At 55.3% G+C, this 19,241-nt stretch carries 20 protein-coding genes and 1 pseudogene; 12 read left to right on the forward strand and 9 right to left on the reverse strand.

The genetic code is table 11. From position 1 onward, the window contains the following. Nucleotides 1–32 precede the first annotated feature (32 nt). The 3 genes from CMQ96_RS01225 to mgrB all read right to left on the reverse strand — a co-directional run bounded on the left by CMQ96_RS01225 (nt 33) and on the right by mgrB (nt 1,274). Nucleotides 33–149, reverse strand: coding sequence for a DUF2627 domain-containing protein (locus CMQ96_RS01225; RefSeq protein ID WP_004134862.1), 117 nt, complete (start codon nt 147–149; stop codon nt 33–35). A 616-nt stretch (nt 150–765) separates the two neighbouring features. Beyond that, complete coding sequence (locus CMQ96_RS01235; protein WP_004134855.1) at nt 766–1,056, reverse strand: YebO family protein; 291 nt, start codon at nt 1,054–1,056, stop codon at nt 766–768. A 74-nt stretch (nt 1,057–1,130) separates the two neighbouring features. Then, nucleotides 1,131–1,274, reverse strand: a complete 144-nt coding sequence (gene mgrB / locus CMQ96_RS01240) for a PhoP/PhoQ regulator MgrB (RefSeq protein ID WP_004134851.1) — start codon at nt 1,272–1,274, stop codon at nt 1,131–1,133. Between the two features lie 159 nt (nt 1,275–1,433). Between mgrB and CMQ96_RS01245 the strand changes: the two genes are divergently transcribed. Beyond that, nucleotides 1,434–1,673 (forward strand): YobH family protein, encoded by a 240-nt coding sequence (locus CMQ96_RS01245; protein WP_004122000.1) that lies wholly within the window; start codon nt 1,434–1,436, stop codon nt 1,671–1,673. Between the two features lie 43 nt (nt 1,674–1,716). Here CMQ96_RS01245 and kdgR read toward each other — a convergent pair whose 3' ends face one another. Beyond that, nucleotides 1,717–2,508 carry a DNA-binding transcriptional regulator KdgR gene (kdgR, locus tag CMQ96_RS01250; RefSeq protein ID WP_004134849.1) on the reverse strand — a complete coding sequence of 264 codons (792 nt, stop codon included), beginning with the start codon at nt 2,506–2,508 and terminating at the stop codon, nt 1,717–1,719. 177 nt (nt 2,509–2,685) lie between these two features. On the opposite strand from kdgR, the gene CMQ96_RS01255 reads away from it, so the two are divergent. After that, a complete protein-coding gene (locus CMQ96_RS01255) occupies nt 2,686–4,059 on the forward strand; it encodes an MFS transporter (RefSeq protein ID WP_049089562.1) in 1,374 nt (457 codons plus the stop codon). Nucleotides 4,060–4,133: 74 nt separating this feature from the next. On the opposite strand, the gene htpX is transcribed toward CMQ96_RS01255, so the two are convergent. From htpX to CMQ96_RS01275, 4 genes and pseudogenes are all read right to left on the reverse strand, one after another. Then, entirely contained in the window at nt 4,134–5,015 is an 882-nt protein-coding gene (gene htpX, locus CMQ96_RS01260; RefSeq protein ID WP_004122003.1) for a protease HtpX, read from the reverse strand. Between the two features lie 236 nt (nt 5,016–5,251). Further along, entirely contained in the window at nt 5,252–7,300 is a 2,049-nt protein-coding gene (prc, locus tag CMQ96_RS01265; protein WP_024359858.1) for a carboxy terminal-processing peptidase, read from the reverse strand. A gap of 19 nt (nt 7,301–7,319) precedes the next feature. After that, complete coding sequence (gene proQ / locus CMQ96_RS01270; protein ID WP_098065710.1) at nt 7,320–8,003, reverse strand: RNA chaperone ProQ; 684 nt, start codon at nt 8,001–8,003, stop codon at nt 7,320–7,322. Nucleotides 8,004–8,084: 81 nt separating this feature from the next. Further along, nucleotides 8,085–8,598, reverse strand: a pseudogene (locus CMQ96_RS01275) (GAF domain-containing protein). A gap of 132 nt (nt 8,599–8,730) precedes the next feature. Here CMQ96_RS01275 and yebS point away from each other — a divergent pair. The 5 genes from yebS (at nt 8,731) to CMQ96_RS01300 (ending at nt 14,772) form a co-directional block, all read left to right on the forward strand. After that, on the forward strand, nt 8,731–10,014 hold the full coding sequence (gene yebS, locus CMQ96_RS01280; protein WP_049099796.1) for a membrane integrity lipid transport subunit YebS: 1,284 nt from the start codon (nt 8,731–8,733) through the stop codon (nt 10,012–10,014). Then, complete coding sequence (locus tag CMQ96_RS01285; RefSeq protein WP_004122010.1) at nt 9,983–12,616, forward strand: PqiB family protein; 2,634 nt, start codon at nt 9,983–9,985, stop codon at nt 12,614–12,616. Before yebS ends, CMQ96_RS01285 begins: the two co-directional genes overlap by 32 nt. Before the next feature lie 78 nt (nt 12,617–12,694). Further along, a complete protein-coding gene (gene rsmF / locus CMQ96_RS01290) occupies nt 12,695–14,128 on the forward strand; it encodes a 16S rRNA (cytosine(1407)-C(5))-methyltransferase RsmF (protein ID WP_049287116.1) in 1,434 nt (477 codons plus the stop codon). A 115-nt stretch (nt 14,129–14,243) separates the two neighbouring features. Next, entirely contained in the window at nt 14,244–14,483 is a 240-nt protein-coding gene (locus tag CMQ96_RS01295; RefSeq protein WP_004103329.1) for a YebV family protein, read from the forward strand. 97 nt (nt 14,484–14,580) lie between these two features. After that, nucleotides 14,581–14,772 (forward strand): YebW family protein, encoded by a 192-nt coding sequence (locus tag CMQ96_RS01300; protein WP_004134836.1) that lies wholly within the window; start codon nt 14,581–14,583, stop codon nt 14,770–14,772. Here the strand turns inward: CMQ96_RS01300 and pphA are convergent. Continuing rightward, nucleotides 14,769–15,422 carry a protein-serine/threonine phosphatase gene (pphA, locus tag CMQ96_RS01305; protein WP_098065712.1) on the reverse strand — a complete coding sequence of 218 codons (654 nt, stop codon included), beginning with the start codon at nt 15,420–15,422 and terminating at the stop codon, nt 14,769–14,771. The genes CMQ96_RS01300 and pphA overlap by 4 nt on opposite strands. Before the next feature lie 165 nt (nt 15,423–15,587). Between pphA and CMQ96_RS01310 the strand changes: the two genes are divergently transcribed. The 5 genes from CMQ96_RS01310 to CMQ96_RS01325 all read left to right on the forward strand — a co-directional run bounded on the left by CMQ96_RS01310 (nt 15,588) and on the right by CMQ96_RS01325 (nt 19,240). After that, nucleotides 15,588–16,532 carry a VirK/YbjX family protein gene (locus tag CMQ96_RS01310; protein WP_098065714.1) on the forward strand — a complete coding sequence of 315 codons (945 nt, stop codon included), beginning with the start codon at nt 15,588–15,590 and terminating at the stop codon, nt 16,530–16,532. A gap of 111 nt (nt 16,533–16,643) precedes the next feature. Then, nucleotides 16,644–16,787, forward strand: coding sequence for an Ecr family regulatory small membrane protein (locus tag CMQ96_RS28595; RefSeq protein WP_149267520.1), 144 nt, complete (start codon nt 16,644–16,646; stop codon nt 16,785–16,787). Nucleotides 16,788–17,364: 577 nt separating this feature from the next. Further along, a complete protein-coding gene (locus CMQ96_RS01315) occupies nt 17,365–17,916 on the forward strand; it encodes a spore coat U domain-containing protein (protein WP_049089569.1) in 552 nt (183 codons plus the stop codon). A gap of 22 nt (nt 17,917–17,938) precedes the next feature. After that, a complete protein-coding gene (locus CMQ96_RS01320; protein WP_049099811.1) occupies nt 17,939–18,457 on the forward strand; it encodes a spore coat U domain-containing protein in 519 nt (172 codons plus the stop codon). Nucleotides 18,458–18,475: 18 nt separating this feature from the next. Next, on the forward strand, nt 18,476–19,240 hold the full coding sequence (locus CMQ96_RS01325; RefSeq protein ID WP_098065716.1) for a molecular chaperone: 765 nt from the start codon (nt 18,476–18,478) through the stop codon (nt 19,238–19,240). Nucleotide 19,241 lies beyond the last annotated feature (1 nt).

Here is a 19,241-nt window from a genome sequence, read left to right on the forward strand (position 1 = left end):
TCCTTAGACTGTTTTCTTCGCCCGTGGGGCGCTTACATAGATAAAACTGACACATGACTGCATGAGGCACTAATATAAGGTTCGGCAGAGAAGCGGTATTCAACGACAACGTGTTTACTCAGGACTTCTTTACTGAAAATGCCACACATAAACAGAACTGTACCTCGTTTAACCCGAAACGTGTTATCACATACTACGTAAATAATGGCAAGCCATTTTTAGACGGGTCTCGATCGCTCGCACAGATTATAAGGGAATCATTTGATCGCCTGCACATTTATGCGACTTTGCTCGCTCTGACTTATCCTTATCGCGTCCTGCTTGCGCCCCCGGGATATCCTCTCTTGCGGCCACTTATCCGTCGTAGCTCAACGACTTCAGAGCCCCCGTCCCCGGCTGCAGTGAAACCGCCAATTTTAGGGGGAGACAAAAGTCACTGCATAAAGATGCATATAAAAGCTCATAACGATAGATGAAAAATTGCTTTAACGCAGTCATTTCATAATATCGAAACGCGTAAATTGAAGAGCTTAAAATATTGTCTATACTAATATTCCACGACAATAATGAAGAGCTGATGACAGCGAAGTCCGACTATTCTTTTATTTGATTAATTAAACAAAGCAATATAAGGCCGAGTGGGAAAGCCGCTTCCGCTGGCCCGTGCGCGCGAAAAAAGCTGAAGAGGTTTTATAGATAAGAATAAGTTATACAACCGGGTGAGATACAGGCGCACACCGCAAACGTGCGCACCTGTCGGTCGGATCAGCGCTCTGCAACAAGACGGATGAAATCGTCGTCGCCTTTTCCCTTTTCGGCTACTGAAGGTTCAGCGGCGATCTCCTTCTCAGGCGCATTGGCCTCACAGAGACGGCGCAGCAGCGCGTTTTGCCGCTTTTGCTGATCCAGCAGCGCCTGCAGCAGCGCTATCTGCTCATTGGCGCGCGAACTGGCACGATTAACAAAAAACCATAACAACAGGCCGACAAGCAGCAGCACAACAGAAAGCGCCACGGATGCCAGGCTTACAATCCCAGGATTTAGTAACTCACTCATTTCACCACCTCAAAGAGAAGGCGCTCATTCTACCACCCGCGCAGCAGAAGAAAATCAATCATATTAAAAATGTCTTACCAGGGAATAAATTTATTGATAGTGCAGATGCCGCTGAAGAACTGTACATCCTGATCGCACATTACGTTAAGCATCTGAGTCCATAGCAGTAAGCAACCTGCAATGATGACTGTCAGCAAAACCCACCGTAATTTTTTCACTCCACACTCCGCATCAGTATCAGATGTCGCCAGGATAACATGACCTTCTTAAACCGCGGCTAACTGTAATACGAAAGGCAAGTTTAGGAATCATAGACTTGTTTCAACTGGTGTTCATGCCAGAATGGACGCAAGGATAATACAAATAATGAGGCAACAATGCGATTGATCATTCGTACCATTGTGGTGCTGGCTATCTTGTGGATTGGCGTGTTATTAAGCGGTTACGGCGTATTAATGGGCAGCAGTGAGAACGCCGGGGGGCTGGGATTGCAGTGTAAATATCTCACGGCTCGCGGCATCAGTACCGCACAGTATGTTCATTCCAGCAGCGGTATTATCGGCATCACCGATTGCCCTATTCTGCGTAAAAGCGCCACGGTGGTTGATAACGGCTAGTCGCGAGCGGGCTACAGATTCTGTAGCCCGATTCACGCGCAAATCAGAACGGATAATCGTTATAGCCCATCTGTTCGGAAATTTTACGCGCCGCCGTATGCAGCATCGCGACATACTCGTTCAGGCGCTCTTCCGAGAAACGCAGCGTCGGGAAAGAGATACTCAGACCGGCGATAACCACGCCGAAGCGGTCGAAAACCGGCACCCCGATGCAGCGCAGCCCTTCTTCCTGCTCTTCGTTATCTTCGCCATATCCCTGCTCGCGGACCTTATCCAGAACCGCCAGCAGCTCTTCGGTGCTGGTGATGGTCCGATCGGTGCTGCGTTTGTACTCCACGCCTTCCAGAATCTGCTCAACCTCGGAACGATCGCGCCAGGCCAGCAGCACTTTACCGATCGCGGTGCTGTACAGCGGGTTACGACGCCCAATGCGCGAGTACATGCGCAAATTGTACATTGAGTCGATTTTGTGGATGTAAACGATGCTGTCTTCATCCAGGGCGCCCAGGTGGACGGTCTCTTTCGTCAGGCGTGAAAGCTCGCGCATCTGAATATCAGCGCTACGTACCAAATCAACGTTCTGCAAAGCCCGCGCGCCAAGTTCAAAGAGTTTCAGGGTCAGAGAATATTTCTCGGATTCGCCTTCCTGAGCCACGTACCCCAGCGATTTCATGGTCTGCAAAAAGCGATAAACGGTGCTTTTTGACATCATGACGCGCTGGGACAGTTCGGTAATGCCAATTTCACGCTCTTCGCCAAGCGCCTGCAGGATGCCAAAAACCTTCAATACCGAAGAGACAGAATCTGGCTGTTTATCCAAATCTGCAACTGCCATTTATCACCTCATCGCAACTGTTTTATAAAAATTAGAACCGGTTTTTATTATAAATTCGCATCCCGCGAGCCGCAATCGTTCTTCTGCCTATTCGTTACAAATCTGCGACATGCCGCTGAATAATCAATGCTAAAATTATTACCCAGTTAATAGTCCCCGATAAGATACAGACCTCACATGGATAAAAAACTCTCCGATGGGCTGCCTTTACCGCAGCGTTACGGTGCCATTCTGACCATTGTATTAGGCCTGGCGATGGCGGTGCTGGATGGCGCGATCGCCAACGTCGCCCTGCCGACCATCGCCAGCGATTTAAACGCGTCCCCGGCATCCTCTATCTGGATAGTGAATGCCTACCAAATCGCCATTGTTATCGCGCTGCTGCCGCTCTCTTTCCTCGGCGATATGGTCGGCTATCGGCGTATTTATAAAATCGGCCTGGCGCTTTTTACCTTCACGTCGCTGGCCTGCGCCCTCTCCACAAGCCTGGAAATGCTGACCCTGGCGCGCGTGGCGCAGGGCCTCGGCGGCGCGGCGCTGATGAGCGTTAACACCGCCCTTATTCGCCTGATTTATCCCCAGCGTTTTCTCGGCCGCGGAATGGGGATCAACTCTTTCGTGGTGGCGGTCTCCTCCGCGGCGGGACCGACCATCGCCGCCGCGATTCTCTCGATGGCTTCATGGCAATGGCTGTTTTTGATTAACGTTCCGCTGGGCATTATTTCCCTGCTCCTCGCGATTCGCTATCTGCCCGCCAACGCGGGCCGCAGCAAGGTCACCCGCTTCGACCTGCCGAGCGCGATCATGAATGCCCTCACCTTTGGTTTACTGATTACCGCGCTCGGCGGTTTCGCCCAGGGCCAGTCCGGCGAACTGGTTGCGGCGGAGATCGTTGCCATGCTGGTCGTCGGATTCTTTTTTGTCCGCCGTCAGCTCAGGATGCCAGTCCCCCTGCTGCCGATTGACCTGCTGCGTATCCCGCTATTCTCTCTGTCAATTTGTACCTCGATATGCTCCTTCTGCGCCCAGATGCTGGCCATGGTTTCACTGCCGTTCTTCCTGCAGTCAATGATGGGACGCAGCGAGGTGGAAACCGGTCTGCTGCTGACGCCGTGGCCGCTGGCCACCATGGTGATGGCGCCGCTGGCAGGCTATTTGATTGAGAAAGTTCACGCCGGGCTGCTGGGCGCGATTGGCCTTCTCGTCATGGCCTGCGGCCTGTTCGGCCTGGCTTTACTGCCCTCCGCCCCCACGGATCTGGATATTATCTGGCGCATGGCGCTCTGCGGCGCGGGCTTTGGTCTGTTCCAGTCGCCCAACAATCACACCATCGTATCTTCAGCGCCGGCTCATCGTAGCGGCGGCGCAAGCGGCATGCTGGGGACCGCGCGCCTGCTTGGGCAGAGTACCGGCGCCGCGCTGGTGGCGCTGCTGTTTAATCTGTCAGGAAATAGCGGAACCCACACCGCTCTTATGCTGGCCGGGATCCTTGCCGTTGTCGCCGCGGCCGTCAGCGGGCTGCGCGTCACGCAGCCACGCGCCAGGCTGTAGCCCTTAATCGACATAAAAAAATCCGCAGCCCGAAGGTTGCGGATTTTTGTTTTATTACAGCCGGGAACAGAGCGTTACTTCAGATATTCGCCGCTGCGCAGGGCTTCAATACGCTTATCCAGAGGCGGGTGAGTCATAAACAGCTCGCTCATGGATTTCGCTTTACCGTTAATGCAGAACGCCATCATGCTGCTGGCTTCCTGCGGCTCATAGCTGGTTTTCAGGCGCTGCAGCGCGGCGATCATTTTCTCACGCCCGACCAGTTTTGCTGAACCGGCGTCGGCATGGAACTCGCGGTAGCGGGAGAACCACATGGTGATGATGCTCGCCAGAATACCAAATACCAGCTCCAGCACCGTAGCGACCGCAAAATAGATCAGCGGGTTGCCGTTGCTGTTTTCACCTTCATCCCGGTTGCCGCCGAGAAAGCCCGCCGCAATCTGCGCGATAACGCGCGAGATAAAGATAACGAAGGTGTTCACCACCCCCTGAATCAACGTCATGGTAACCATGTCACCGTTGGCAATATGGCTAATCTCATGCGCAATGACCGCTTCCGCTTCATCACGGCTCATGTTCTGCAGCAGCCCGGTGCTGACGGCCACCAGCGACGCGTCGCGGCGCGCGCCGGTCGCAAAGGCGTTAATATCCGGCGCATGGTAGATAGCCACCTGCGGCATACCAATGCCCGCCTGCCGCGCCTGCTGCGCGACGGTATTCATTAGCCAGCGCTCGGTTTCATTACGCGGCTGCTCAATGACTTCCCCACCCACCGATTTCAGCGCCATCCATTTCGACATCAGCAGCGAAACGATTGAACCGCCGAAACCAAACAACAGCGCCATGATCAGCAGCCCGGTCATGCTGCTTGACTGAATTCCCGTCAGGCTTAGCACCAGCCCGAACACCACCATCACTGCCAGGTTGGTCAGCAGGAAAAGCGCGATTCGCATCATAATTTTCTTTTAACCTCGATTTAACAAAACGCACTATGCGATTACCCACATGGTATGGGTAGGACGCCAATTTTCAACCATCAGGCCCCGCTAAGTCACGAGAAAGACACAACTTTACATTTTGTAGCATATTGCTGACGCTGGGCAAAAGCGTTGACATTTTGTTGAATTCAGGCCGTCAGAGTTGGCAAGGACGGAAAAGAAAACGGGCACAAATTATTGTGCCCGTTGGGGATTTATTTACTGGCCGGGGGCTCTACCGCGGGCCGATCCTTTTCCTCATGGGCCAGGTCGAGCGCAATGTGAACCGTTTCATCAAGATACGGATCGGGCTCCTGGTAATCCTTCGGCAGATCTTCCAACTTCTTCAGTAACGGCTTGCCTTCGCGTTTCAGGCGATCGTTAACGCGGGCCAGACGAATCGCATCATCTTCTTCGTTCTCCTTTTCACGCTGCGCGTAGTTCAGGGAGACGATGTTGCGTTTGTCTTTCATCGCGTTATAGCGAGCAATGTCCTTCATGATGTACTGGAATTCAGGATCTTTAGCGATACGCGCATCGTGACGTTTGAGCAGCTCCGGCCCAAACGGCGTCAGGTCACCGTATTTCACGTAGGTTGCCGCATTGACGCTGTCCCACGGTAGCGCGTTATCTTCATACTGCTCACCGGTTTCACGCTCTTCCGTTCCGGTCGGCATCATGATGTCCGGCGTCACACCCTTACGCTGAGTACTACCGCCATTGATGCGATAGAATTTCTGAATGGTGTACTGTACGGAGCCCAGCGCCGGCCAGTCAGGACGCAGCATCTGATCGTAGATACGGTTCAGCGAACGGTACTGCTGGACGGTCCCCTTGCCAAAGGTCGGCTCCCCGACGATCAGCGCGCGACCGTAGTCCTGCATCGCGGCGGCGAAAATTTCAGAAGCCGAGGCGCTGAAACGGTCGACCAGCACCACCAGCGGGCCTTTGTAGTACACCACGCCGTCGGTATCGCTGTCTTCGCGCACTTTACCGTTGTTATCGCGCACCTGAACAACCGGACCGGATGGAATAAACAGACCAGAAAGCGAAACCGCTTCGGTCAGCGCTCCGCCGCCGTTGCTGCGCAGGTCGATAACGATGCTGCTGACGTTCTGTTTCTCCAGCTTCTGCAGCTGAACCTTCACGTCATCCGTCAGGCCAACATAGAAACCAGGGATATCCAGCACGCCAACTTTTTCTTTGCCGACGGTTTTGACGGTCATTTTAACCGCGCGGTCTTCAAGACGGATGCGTTCGCGCGTGAGGGTAACAATCCGCGTTTTCGCGCCTTTACCCGCAGGCAGGATCTCCAGGCGAACCTTGCTGCCCTTTGGACCTTTGATTAACGCGACCACGTCATCAAGACGCCAGCCGATCACATCAACCATGCCTTTACCCGGCTGGCCGACGCCAACGATACGGTCACCCACGCTGATGGCTTTACTCTTCGCCGCAGGACCGCCGGCCACCAGCGAATTGATCACCGTGTAGTCGTCATCCATCTGCAATACCGCGCCGATACCTTCGAGAGACAGGCTCATTTCGGTATTGAACTGCTCGGTATTGCGCGGTGAGAGATAGTTGGTATGCGGGTCGATTTCACGCGCAAAGGCGGTCATCGCCAGTGAGAAAACATCTTCGCTGTTGGTTTGCGCCAGACGGCGAATGGCAAACTTGTAGCGGCGGGTTAAGGTTTCGCGAATCTCTTTATCATCTTTGCCCGCCAGCTTCAGGCTGAGCTGATCGAACTTCACCTTGGCATCCCACAGCGCATTCAGCTCGGCTTCATCTTTCGGCCAGGGCGACTTGCTGCGGTCAAGGTTAAAGTTATCATTGCCGGCAAAGTCCATCGGACGTTCCAGCACTTTCAATGCATATTGATAACGCTCGAAACGACGTTTCTGCGCCAGGTTATACAGGTCGTAAAAAACGTCCAGCTTCCCGCTGCGCAGCTCATCGCCGATTTGATTCTTTTTCGCGGCAAACTGCGCCACGTCGCTGGCCAACAGCACGTTATGGCTGTAATCCAGCAGGTTCAGATAACGATCGAAAATTTTTGCCGAAAAGGCATTGTCGAGATCGAACTGACGGTAGTGGGAACGGGTAAAGCGCGATGTCACGCGCTCGCTCACCGTTGCGTGCTGCGGCTCTTCTTTCAGCACGGGGATTTGATCAATCCGGGTTATATCGTCCACGGCGAACGACTGGCCTGCGATTACCAGCAGGCCCGCCAACGCGGTGAGCTTAAAGAATTTGTTCATGCCTGGCCCGGCCTCCGTTTCAGAACACCAGGTGTTCTGCGCGTACAATCATTGACATACCAGAAGTCAGCTGTACACGAACGCCATCTTTGGTGATTTCCAGGACGGTGGCGTCCATTGCATTATTACCTGCTTTCACCTTCAGTGCCTGGCCAACGGTCAATACAGACACATCTGATACAGGGGTATGACGCTCTTCGCGCGGCGCTTTAGCTGCTGGTGTCGGGCGCGGTTTACGCTGCTCAGCGCCTTCTTTACGACGCGCCTGAGCCTGAGGACGAGGTTTACGCTCGCGACGAGCCCCCTCTTCCGGCTGGCCAGCGGCGGCGGCGGCTTCGCGTTTTTTCGCTTGCTGCGCTTCACGCTGCGCCTGGACGCGGGCTTTTGCTTCTTCAAGCTGCTGGCGGGCGTGAGCGACATGCTGCTCTTCCAGTTCGCCGCACGGGTTGCCGTCGAGGTCAACGCGGACTGCGCCAGGCTTAACGCCGTACAGGTAACGCCAGCTCGAAGTATAAAGACGCAGTGCAGCGCGAAGTTGGGTTTTGCTGAGATTCATCTCTCCGCCAACGCGCTCAACGAGATCCTGAAAAATACCGACTTTCAGGGGACGAGCTTCGCCTTCAGCGCTAAAACACTGAGGGAAGCGTTCGGCCAGAAACGCAATGACTTCTTTACTGCTATTCAACTTAGGTTGATTTTCCATGAAATTTCCTGATTACAACGGACGTAGCCAACAAGCCGCAGGCATGAACAGGCGTCATTATAATGACGTCATCGGTAAATGCTACGTTATCCGTTGATTATCCTGCGACGCGGGTGAATATTTTTTGATAATCAGTCGCAGAAATGAGTTTTTCCAGATGCGCGACCAGTTCTGCCAGCCCCTGCTCATCTTCAGCGGTGAAGCGGGAATGGGCCGTGCTATCGATATCCAGCACGCCGATAGTCCGATCGTTCACCCGTAACGGGAAGACAATTTCCGAATTACTGGCGGCGTCGCAGGCGATGTGACCATCAAACGCGTGAACGTCTTCTACCCGCTGCACGCGATTCTGCGCAACGGCAGCGCCGCATACGCCGCGCCCTACCGGAATCCGCACGCAGGCCAGCTTGCCCTGGAACGGGCCAAGGACCAGCGTATCGCCTTCCAGGAGATAAAAACCGGCCCAGTTCACTTCAGCCAGCCGCTCGAACAGCAGCGCGCTGGTATTTGAAATCATGGCCAGAAAACTGGTTTCGCCTGCCATTAACGCCTGAAAATCGCGGTTCAGATCCGCGTAGAATTCTTGTTTGTTCATTATTTATTCGCTTAGTTGTCTTACTACCTTACACTTACAGCCTAATAAAATAAGCTTTAAATGCATTCATGCTCAAGATGAATTCATTCCTGAGTTAAGATAGAGAGATACACTCATTTCTGTAAGCTATAAATGCCACTAAAAACACCCAGGATTACGCCAGCAAAAAAAATGATCGTCTACTCGGTCAGCGCGCCTGTTGCGCACGCTCACTATCAGCGCTGCCCGCAGTGCGATCTGCTGTTTCGTTTACCGGTCCTCAAAAAGAATCAAAGCGCCTGGTGTCCTCGCTGCAACGCCAAAGTGCGCGATGGCCGCGACTGGTCGCTTACCCGGCTGGGCAGCATGGCGATCGCGATGCTGCTGCTGATGCCTTTTGCCTGGAGCGAACCGCTTCTGCGCTTACATCTCTTAGGCGTGCGCATCGACGCTAACGTCCTTCAGGGCATCTGGCAAATGACCGGCCAGGGCGATCCGCTCACGGCGGCGATGGTGCTGTTTTGCGCGGTCGTCGCGCCGGTGCTGCTGGTCGTCTCAATCGCCTACCTGTGGCTGGGTAACGTGCTGGGCATGAATCTGCGCCCGATACTGCTGATGCTGGAGCGGCTCAAAGAGTGGGTGATGCTGGATATTTACCTGGTCGGTATCGGCGTCGCCTCAATCAAAGTACAAGATTACGCCTTTCTGCAGCCCGGCATCGGGCTTATCGCCTATATCGCGCTCACCCTGCTCAGCATCCTGACGCTTATTCATATGAACGTTGAGGAGCTGTGGGAGCGTTTTTATCCCCAGCGCCCGGCGCTGCGGCCGGACAATAATCTCCAGGTTTGTCTCGGCTGTCATTATACCGGACATCGTGATTCCCGTGGGCGCTGCCGCCGCTGTCACACGCCCCTGCGCCACAGGCGCCGCCAAAGCCTGCAAAAGAGCTGGGCCGCGCTGATCGCGTCGATGGTTTTCCTGCTGCCTGCCAACCTGCTGCCGATCTCGATTATCTACGTCAACGGCGCGCGCCAGGACGACACCATTCTTTCCGGCATTATGTCGCTGGCCAGCAGCAACGTGGCCATCGCCGGAGTGGTGTTCATCGCCAGTATCCTGGTCCCATTCACCAAAGTTATTGTATTGTTTACCCTGCTGGTCAGCATACAATTCAAGTGTGAACAGGGGTTACGTACCCGCATCCTGCTGCTGCGGCTGATTACCTGGATCGGCCGCTGGTCTATGTTGGATCTTTTTGTCATCGCATTAACCATGTCGCTGATCAACCGCGATCAGCTCCTCGCGTTTACGATGGGGCCCGCCGCGGTCTATTTTGGCGCCGCGGTAATATTAACTATCCTTGCTGTTGAATGGCTGGACAGCCGCTTACTTTGGGACGCACATGAGTCAGGAAACGCCCGCTTCGCCGACTGAAGCCAAAATTAAAACTAAACGCCGCATTTCGCCCTTCTGGCTGCTGCCGGTCATTGCGCTACTGATTGCCGGTTGGCTGATATGGACCAGCTATCAGGATCGCGGTACGACGATCGTTATCGACTTCCAGTCGGCCAACGGTATCGTTCCTGGGCGCACGCCTATCCGCTATCAGGGGGTAGAAGTCGGTACGGTCGAGAATATCTCGCTGAGTAAAGATCTGAGTAAAATTGAGGTTTCAGCCAGCGTCAAAGGCGATATGAAAGATGCGCTGCGCAAGGAGACGCAGTTCTGGCTGGTGACGCCGAAAGCTTCTCTTGCCGGCGTGTCGGGCCTCGATGCGCTGGTTGGCGGCAACTATATCGGCATGATGCCCGGTCAGGGCGAGCCTGAGGATCACTTTGTCGCTCTCGACACCCAGCCGAAGTATCACATCAATAACGGCGAGCTGATGATTCATCTCAAGTCAGCGGATTTGGGCTCGTTAACCAGCGGCTCGCTGGTCTATTTCCGCAAAATTCCGGTCGGCCGGGTGTATGACTACGCTATTAACCCGAACAATCAGGGCGTCACGATTGACGTACTGATCGAGCGCCGTTTCACGAACCTGGTGAAAAAAGAGAGCCGTTTCTGGAACGTCTCCGGCGTGAAAGCAGATGTCAGCCTGAGCGGCGCGAAGGTCCAGCTGGATAGCCTCTCGGCGCTGGTGAACGGCGCCATCGCCTTTGATTCCCCCGATGACTCTGCGCAGGCTCAGCAGAACACGGATTATCATTTATATGAAGACCTGGCGCACAGCCAGCGTGGGGTGGTGGTCAAACTGGATCTTCCCGACGGCGCGGGCTTAAAAGCCGGCTCTACGCCGCTGATGTACCAGGGTCTCGAGGTTGGCCAGCTCAGCAAGATGAATCTCAATTCCGACGGGAAAGTGACCGGCGAAATGACCGTCGATCCGAGCGTCGTCAGCCTGCTGCGCGAGAAGACGCTGATTCAGATGAAGAAGCCGAAAATCTCTCTGGATAACCCCAGCGTCAGCGCCCTGCTGACCGGCACTACCTTTGAACTGGTCCCCGGTGAAGGTGAGCCGCGCAACCAGTTTGCGGTACTGCCTGCCGATAAATCCATTCTGGAAGAACCGGATGTCGCGACCGTCACGCTCACCGCGCCGGAGAGCTACGGTATCGACGCCGGGCAGCCGCTGATTTTGCATGGCGTCCAGATTGGTCAGGTTCTGGAGCGCAAGCTGAACGCCGATGGCGTCACGTTCCAGGTGGCGATTATGCCGGAGTACCGTTCACTGGTTCGCGGCGATAGCAAATTCGTGGTCAACAGCCGGATTGACGTCAAAGTCGGCATCGACGGCGTGCAGTTCCTCGGCGCCAGCGCCAGCGAATGGGTCAACGGCGGGATCCGCATTATTCCGGGCGACAAGGGTGCGATGCAAAGCCGCTATCCGCTGTATGCAAACCAGGAAAAGGCGCTGGAAAACAGCATGAGCGATCTGCCGACCACCACGCTTACGCTCTCAGCTGAGACGCTGCCGGACGTGCAGGCCGGCTCCGTGGTGCTGTACCGTAAATTTGCGGTCGGGGAGATCATCACCGTTCAGCCGCGCAAAAACGCCTTTGAGATCAATATCCATATCAAGCCGGAGTATCGCCATCTGCTGACCAGCAACAGCGTGTTCTGGGCCGAAGGCGGCGCCAAAGTGCAGCTTAACGGCAGCGGTCTGACGGTGCAGGCTTCCCCGCTCTCCCGCGCGCTGAAGGGCGCGATTAGCTTTGATAACCTCAGCGGCGCCAGCGCCAGCGCGCGGATCGATAACAAACGGGTGCTGTATGCGTCGGAAACCGCCGCTCGCGCGGTGGGTGGGCAGATAACCCTGCACGCCTTCGACGCCGGTAAAATCGCCGAAGGGATGCCGATTCGCTATCTGGGGATCGATATTGGTCAGATCCAGTCGCTGAATTTAATTACCGCGAAAAACGAAGTGCAGGCGAAAGCGGTGCTCTACCCGGAATACGTCAACACCTTTGCCCGCGCCGGAACGCGTTTCTCGGTGATTACGCCGCAGATTTCCGCGGCGGGCGTTGAACATCTGGATACCCTTTTCCAGGCCTATATCAACGTCGAGCCTGGCCGCGGTTCACCGCGTCGTGATTTCGAAATTCAGGAAACCACGATCAGTGATTCACGCTATATCGACGGCCTGAGCATTATCGTCGAAGTACCGGAAGCGGGTTCGCTGGGTATCGGCACGCCGGTACTGTTCCGCGGGCTCGAAGTGGGCACGGTGACCGGCCTGATGCTCGGTTCGATGTCGGATCGCGTGATGGTACAGCTGCGAATCAGCAAGCGTTATCAGTATCTGGTGCGCAACAACTCGGTGTTCTGGCTGGCTTCCGGCTATAGCCTCGACTTTGGCCTGATTGGCGGGGTGGTGAAAACCGGTACCTTTAATCAGTTCATTCGCGGCGGTATCGCGTTTGCCACGCCTCCGGGTACGCCGCTGGCGCCGAAAGCGCAGGATGGCAAACACTTCCTGCTGCTGGAGAGCGAACCGAAAGAGTGGCGCGAATGGGGCACCGCCCTGCCGCGCTAAGCATAACAGGCTCCGGTGTCCGCCGCCGGAGCCTTTATGGTAAACTACGCCCCCTTTTTTCCTTGTGGTGCGCTCCCCGTGGCTCAAAACGCTGTCTATCTTCCTGAAGAATTCCTCGCTCAAATGCGTGCGGCCATGCCGACGCATCTCTCTTTTGACGACTTTATCGCCGCCTGCCAGCGCCCGCTGCGGCGGAGCATTCGCGTCAATACGCTGAAAATCACGGTGGCTGATTTTTTGCAGCTGGTAGCCCCCTATCGCTGGCAGCTCACGCCGGTTCCGTGGTGCGAAGAGGGTTTCTGGATCGAGCGTGAAGACGAAGACGACCTGCCGCTGGGCAGCACGGCCGAGCATCTTAGCGGGCTGTTTTATATCCAGGAAGCCAGCTCCATGCTGCCGGTCGCCGCGCTGTTTGCCGATGGTGAAACGCCGCAGCGGGTGATGGATGTCGCCGCCGCGCCGGGCTCTAAAACCACGCAAATCGCCGCGCGCATGGGCAATGAAGGCGGCATTCTGGCCAATGAGTATTCCGCCAGCCGGGTTAAAGTCCTGCACGCCAATATCAGCCGCTGCGGAATTAGCAACGTGGCGCTGACCCATTTCGATGGTCGGGTATTCGGCGCCGCGCTGCCGGAATGCTTTGACGCGATCCTGCTCGACGCCCCCTGCTCCGGCGAAGGGGTAGTACGTAAAGACCCCGATGCGCTGAAAAACTGGTCACCGGAAAGCAACGCGGAGATCGCGCTAACCCAGCGTGAACTTATCGACAGCGCGTTTCACGCCCTTCGCCCCGGCGGGACGCTGGTTTACTCCACCTGCACCCTGAACCGGCAAGAAAACGAAGAGGTGGTCAACGGGCTGCTAGCGCGCTATCCGCAGGCGGTGCAAGTTCTGCCGCTCGGCTCGCTGTTCCCCCAGGCCAGCGAAGCGCTGACCGACGAGGGTTTCCTGCACGTCTTTCCGCAGATTTTTGACTGCGAAGGGTTCTTCGTCGCCCGCTTACGCAAAACCGCCGCCATCGAGCCGCTCCCGGCGCCGGGCTATAAAGTCGGGAAATTCCCCTTCACGCCGCTTAAAACCCGCGAATCCGCCGCCGTTATTGCCGCCGCCGCCGCGGTCGGTCTGCAGTGGAGCGCCGAGCATACGCTCTGGCAGCGTGATAAAGAGATCTGGCTCTTCCCGCAGGCGCTCGAAGCGCTGTTCGGTAAAGTGCGCTTTTCCCGCATCGGGATCCGGCTCGCCGAAACCCACAACAAAGGCTACCGCTGGCAGCACGAAGCGGTGATTGCGCTTGCCGCGCCGGCCGCGCCCTTTGCGCTAACTCAGGCCGAAGCGGAAGAGTGGTACCGCGGTCGCGACGTCTATCCGGAAACGCTCCCGGAGAAGGATGATGCGATTGTCACCTATCAGGGCGCGCCGCTCGGGCTGGCGAAAAAAGTCGGGTCGCGTTTAAAAAACAGCTATCCCCGCGAACTGGTGCGCGACGGTAAGCTTTTTAGCAAAAAAGCGTGATGGCGCCTCGAAAAACAGCACTTTTTCACTGGCGCTTTACGCCCGTTTGTCTACGCTGAAAAATGTCGGCCTCAACTGGTCGTACCACAAATTAGCAGACAAACGGGGTGAATTTATGAGTAAAACCAGCGTACGTATCGGCGCGTTTGAAATAGACGACGCCGAACTGCACGGCGAACAGCAGGGAGAGCGAACGTTAAGCATTCCCTGCAAATCCGATCCGGATTTATGCATGCAGCTTGATGCATGGGACGCGGACACCAGCGTGCCCGCCATACTTGATGGTGAACATTCCGTCCTCTACCGTAAGCACTACGATCGCCAGTCCGATGCCTGGATCATGCGCCTCGCCTGATTCAAATGAACCCGTCGCCTGAGACGGGTTATTTATTTCCCCGCTTTTCCGACATCTCCTACACTTAACAATATGTTTTTCAGGATATGAGGCCAGGATGTTTGCCTTAGTACTGTTTATTTGTTACCTGGACGGCGGCTGTGAAGATATCGTTGTTGATGTTTACGATAACGAGCGGCAGTGCATAACCGCCATGGACGATCAGCGGATACGCCACGGCGGCTGCTTTCCGGTAGAAGATTTTATCGACAGTTTCTGGCTCCCCGCCCGAGAATACAGCGATTTTTAGCCCGCCAGCTGTAGCGCCACCAGGGTTAGCTCTCCACCAAATACGGCCCCTGTATCGATATAATGCTGGTTATCGCTGTCGTAGCGCCGTTGGAGCGGCGTATGGCCGAACCAGAAATGATCGGCGCCAGCAATCGCGCCGTGTCGCCCGGCGAAATGGTCGGTAAGCCGCTGCCGACGCCACAACACCTGATGCTCATCGACGGCGCGCTGCCAGCGATATACCGCGGCGGGGTAATCAGCATGGGCAATCACGTGCACCTGCCCACCGCTGTGGAGTTCGATAATCAGCGGTAGGTCGCGGCAGGAGGCGATAAGCTCCGCAAGGCACCGCCTCTGGTTCTGCGGGGATTGCGTATACCAGCCGCCTCCGTTCATCTCCCAGAGCCGCATCTCGCCGCCCGCAAGCGCCTCCAGCGCCATCTGCTCATGGTTTCCACGCACCGCGCAAACCCAGCGATAGCGCAGTAAATCCAGGCATTGCGCGCTTTGTGGCCCACGATCGATCAGATCGCCCACCGAGAGAAGCAGGTCCTGATAAGGGTCAAACCTGCGCTCGCGAAGGGCCGCCATCAGACGTGCGAAACAGCCGTGCAGGTCGCCCACCAGCCAGATATTACGCCAGGCGGAACCGTTAATGCGCTGATACATATTATGTCCTCCTGGCATAATTATAGGAAAAATCCGTCACTTCAACGCCCGTAATATTGGCACCTCAATCGACTTTAAACGAAAGGCAAATATAGTCCGGCGGGGCATTAAGCTCCCCGCGATATATCCATAGAATAGAGGCTAAATAACTCCGAGGTATTCATCGTGACGGATAACAGCCTGCATTCAGCCAGCGTAGTTGAACGACGCCCAAATCTTATTGCCGATCTGGTGATGGGTCGGCTAACCCCTGCCCCCATCTGGCAACAACGCCATTACCGGCTTAAGTTTTTGCTGCGCACGGCATTATTTTATGCGCCAACGCGCAGCATGCTGGAGAGCCTGGCGGCGCGCGCGGACTTCAATCAGCTGCTGGCCGCTCAGGTGACGCTGCCGGGCAAAGTTCATCGCCAGTATTTGACCCGCGGATTAAACGCCAGCCAGCGCGCGCAGGCCATTATCAGCCACTACCAGTTTGTCGATTCCCTGGGAGGCTCGCGCCTTGCGGGCGCCATGACCGCCGCGAAAGAGACGCCGCTGCTTGAGCTAACGGGCAAAGACGACAGCCGGTTTACGCTCTCCGCCTCCTCGGCGGGTAAAGCCGAACGCGAGGGCGAGACGACGCTATGGCTGCGCGATAGCGATGAGACCGTGCTGGCCAGCGCGACCTTTAGCGTCACCCGCCAGCAGGAGCAATGGCAGCTGACCATCGGCGGTCTGCAGGGGCCGCGCAGCAATATCCCGCATGACGTAATTAAGCGGGCGACGCGCGCCTGTTACGGCCTGTTCCCAAAACGCCTGCTGCTGGAGTTTATCTGGTTGATGGCGGCGCGCTGCCACGTTCATCATATTTACGGGGTCAGCGATAACGGTCACGTCTTCCGCGCGCTGCGCTATCGGCTGAGTAAAGGACGTCATTTTCACGCCAGCTACGATGAGTTCTGGCAATCTATCGATGGCGTCGCCGACGGCGACTGGCGCTGGCGCTTACCGCTGCAGCTGGAAAGAAAGACGCTTGAGAGCATCGCCAGCAAGAAGCGCGCTGAATATCGTCGCCGCTTTCAACTGCTGGATGATATGGCCGCTCAGATGGCGATACTCATGGATTAGATCTCCAGCCGTTTCATCAACGCCGTTTAGCACGACGGCGTTTGCATCTTCTACGGCGCTTTAGTTACTATCATAACTTCGTTGTATTCCTTACGGACGGCTAGTGAAGTTATGAGCAAAACTGAAATACTCCTGCTGGCTATCCTGCTGATTATTTTGGCCGCTGCTTTGTGGTTTATTTTTAGCGGGCAAATATGGTTCCTGGTGAGCTTTCTGGAAACATGGCTGTATCCCTCCTTCGTCACGCCGGAATAAATTCTTACCGATTATTTTTATCCCGTAAGTTACGGTCTTCCTTTCATCCGGAAATAACCCGTCAAGCGCTCAGAAAAATAACCGCTAAAAAAGTTAATGCCGTTTCTTGTCTATTATTTCATTTGTCATACAAATGTGTATACTGGGTCTCTTCCGATGTTGGCCCGTACATTTCACCTGCACTATGGGCCTGATTTCGTGCAGGTGTTTTCTCCTCTCCCTCACTGCACGGCGCCCAGTGTCTACGCCCGGCTTTTTGTCCAGATTTTTTGTTGCAAAGTTTGCGCCAGATTGTGATTTAAAAAAAATCACCTTATTTTTACGCCCCCTTGAAAACACAAATAAAAAACATAACACCAACAATTAATTAACATAAAGCATTTGGTTCCATATAAATAGCACTAACACAGCACAACAAACCAATAAAAAACAAATTATCAGCAATTAATACAAAATTACACATATTCCGCAGGAGTAGTTATACGTTAACCAACAAAACTGCGGCAGTTACCCGGTGACCAACGTCTATCACTATATTGTTGTTTTTCTTCAGCGGCTTTCCACTAAGAGGTTCTCTATGAACGTCAAAACCATCTCGCGCAGTGTGCTGGGCGGCTTACTGAGCGCCATCGTTATTAGTCAACCGGCTTTCGCAGCGGGAACCTTAAGCGGCCAGATTGGCGTCCAGGTGACGCTCGGCAGCGGATGCAGCGTATCGAACGTCCGCAATGGCGAGAATAACCGCTGGGGCAACATTAATTTCGGCGCCTATGGCGATCTCGCCAACTCCATTGATGCGGAAGTCACCGGCAGCGGCGGCGGAAGCGCGCTAACCGTGACCTGCACCGAGGACCTCGACTCGACCCTGACGCTTGACGGCGGCCAGTTTGGCGATGCAGCGCTGCGCTATATGAAAAACGCCGGCGGTACCCAGCAGATTGCCTATCGACTCTATTCAGATGCCGCCCGCAGTAATGAAATTTTGCCCGGCGGCACGATACCTATCGTTGGCACCGGCAATCCTCAGGCTATTCCTGTTTTTGCCCGCATCCGCCCCGAAGACCAGAGCGTCAATGCGCCGACGGCCGATGTGTATGACGACATCGTCACCGCGACGTTAACCTGGTAATCGCATAAGGAAAATGGGCGTCATGCTTCGACCCGAGTGGCTTACATTAATTCTGCTTTTTACCTCAGGCACCCATGCCGCCGTTGTCCAGAAGACGTTTAAAGTCTCCGCGCAGATCGCCGCAGGCTGCGCGCTTGGCGCCGGAGACGGCTCCCAAACAACAGATTTCGGCACCCTGAGTTTTGGCACCCTGTCATCGCTATACAGCAACGTTGATGTCGCCAGTACCTCTGGCGCAGGCTCAATCATCGTCACCTGCACGCCCGGCACCGCTATTTCAATCGCCCTCGACTATGGCGTCAACGGCGGCTCAGCCAGCCAGCGCTACATGTCGAACGGCAACAACAACACCCTGGCGTATCAGCTTTATCAGGACGCCAACCGCGCTAACGTTTGGGGCAACAGTACGCAAGCCTTGAGCGTCGCATCATTTCCGAGCACCACGCAAACCTACACGGTTTATGGCCGCCTTTTTGCCACGAATGGCTTCCCGGCGGTGGGCTCCTATACCGACACGGTCACCGTCACGCTGACCTATTAGATAATTCACAGGTTAACTATGATTCGCTGTAGATTTGCGCCGTTTATATTCGCTTTATCTCTTCCCTCATCGGTTCTGGCCGCAAGCTCCGTCCTGGTATGGCCTATCTTTCAAACTATCGAAAGCCATGAGAAAGGTTCTGAACTGTGGCTGGAGAATCGCGGCAGTTCGCCGGTTAATTTGCAGCTGCGCGTTTTTGCCTGGGATCAAAAAGCGTCAGCGGACGTCTACGCCGACCAGCGCGATGTTGTCGCCAGCCCCCCTTTTACCACGGTAGCGCCGGGGCAGCGCCAGCTGGTGCGGCTCATGCGCGTCGCCCCCATCGCCAACGGCAAAGAGCAGTCCTACCGCATTGTTATCGATGAGATCCCAGCCGCGCAGCCGGTAGCCCAGACGGAACAGAGCTCTGCAGGGCTGAAAATGCGCATGCGCTATGTCCTGCCGCTGTTTACCTATGGGCAAGGCCTCGCGCCGCTAAAGAACGCGGGTTCAGTCGAATCGGTAAGGACGACGCTGCGTTGGTCGCTCGCGCAGCAAAATAACCGCCAGACGCTGTGCATCGAGAATAGAGGCAGTCAACACGCCAGGCTCAGTACGGTTTACTGGGCGAACGCGAGCGGCAAAGGCCAAATTTCCCAGGCTAATGGCCTTCTCGGCTACGTTCTGGCGCAGAAAAAGGCCTGTTTCCCGAGCGGCGGAAAGTCTTCCGTGCCATCAGGTATGCATCTGTTCGCGAAATTAACGGATAACGGTCAGGCGGTGGAAATTCCGGCGAATCGTTGAA

Origin of the sequence: Klebsiella sp. MBT K-1 (assembly GCF_002556465.1) — a bacterium.
Taxonomy (GTDB): Bacteria; Pseudomonadota; Gammaproteobacteria; order Enterobacterales; family Enterobacteriaceae; genus Klebsiella; species Klebsiella grimontii.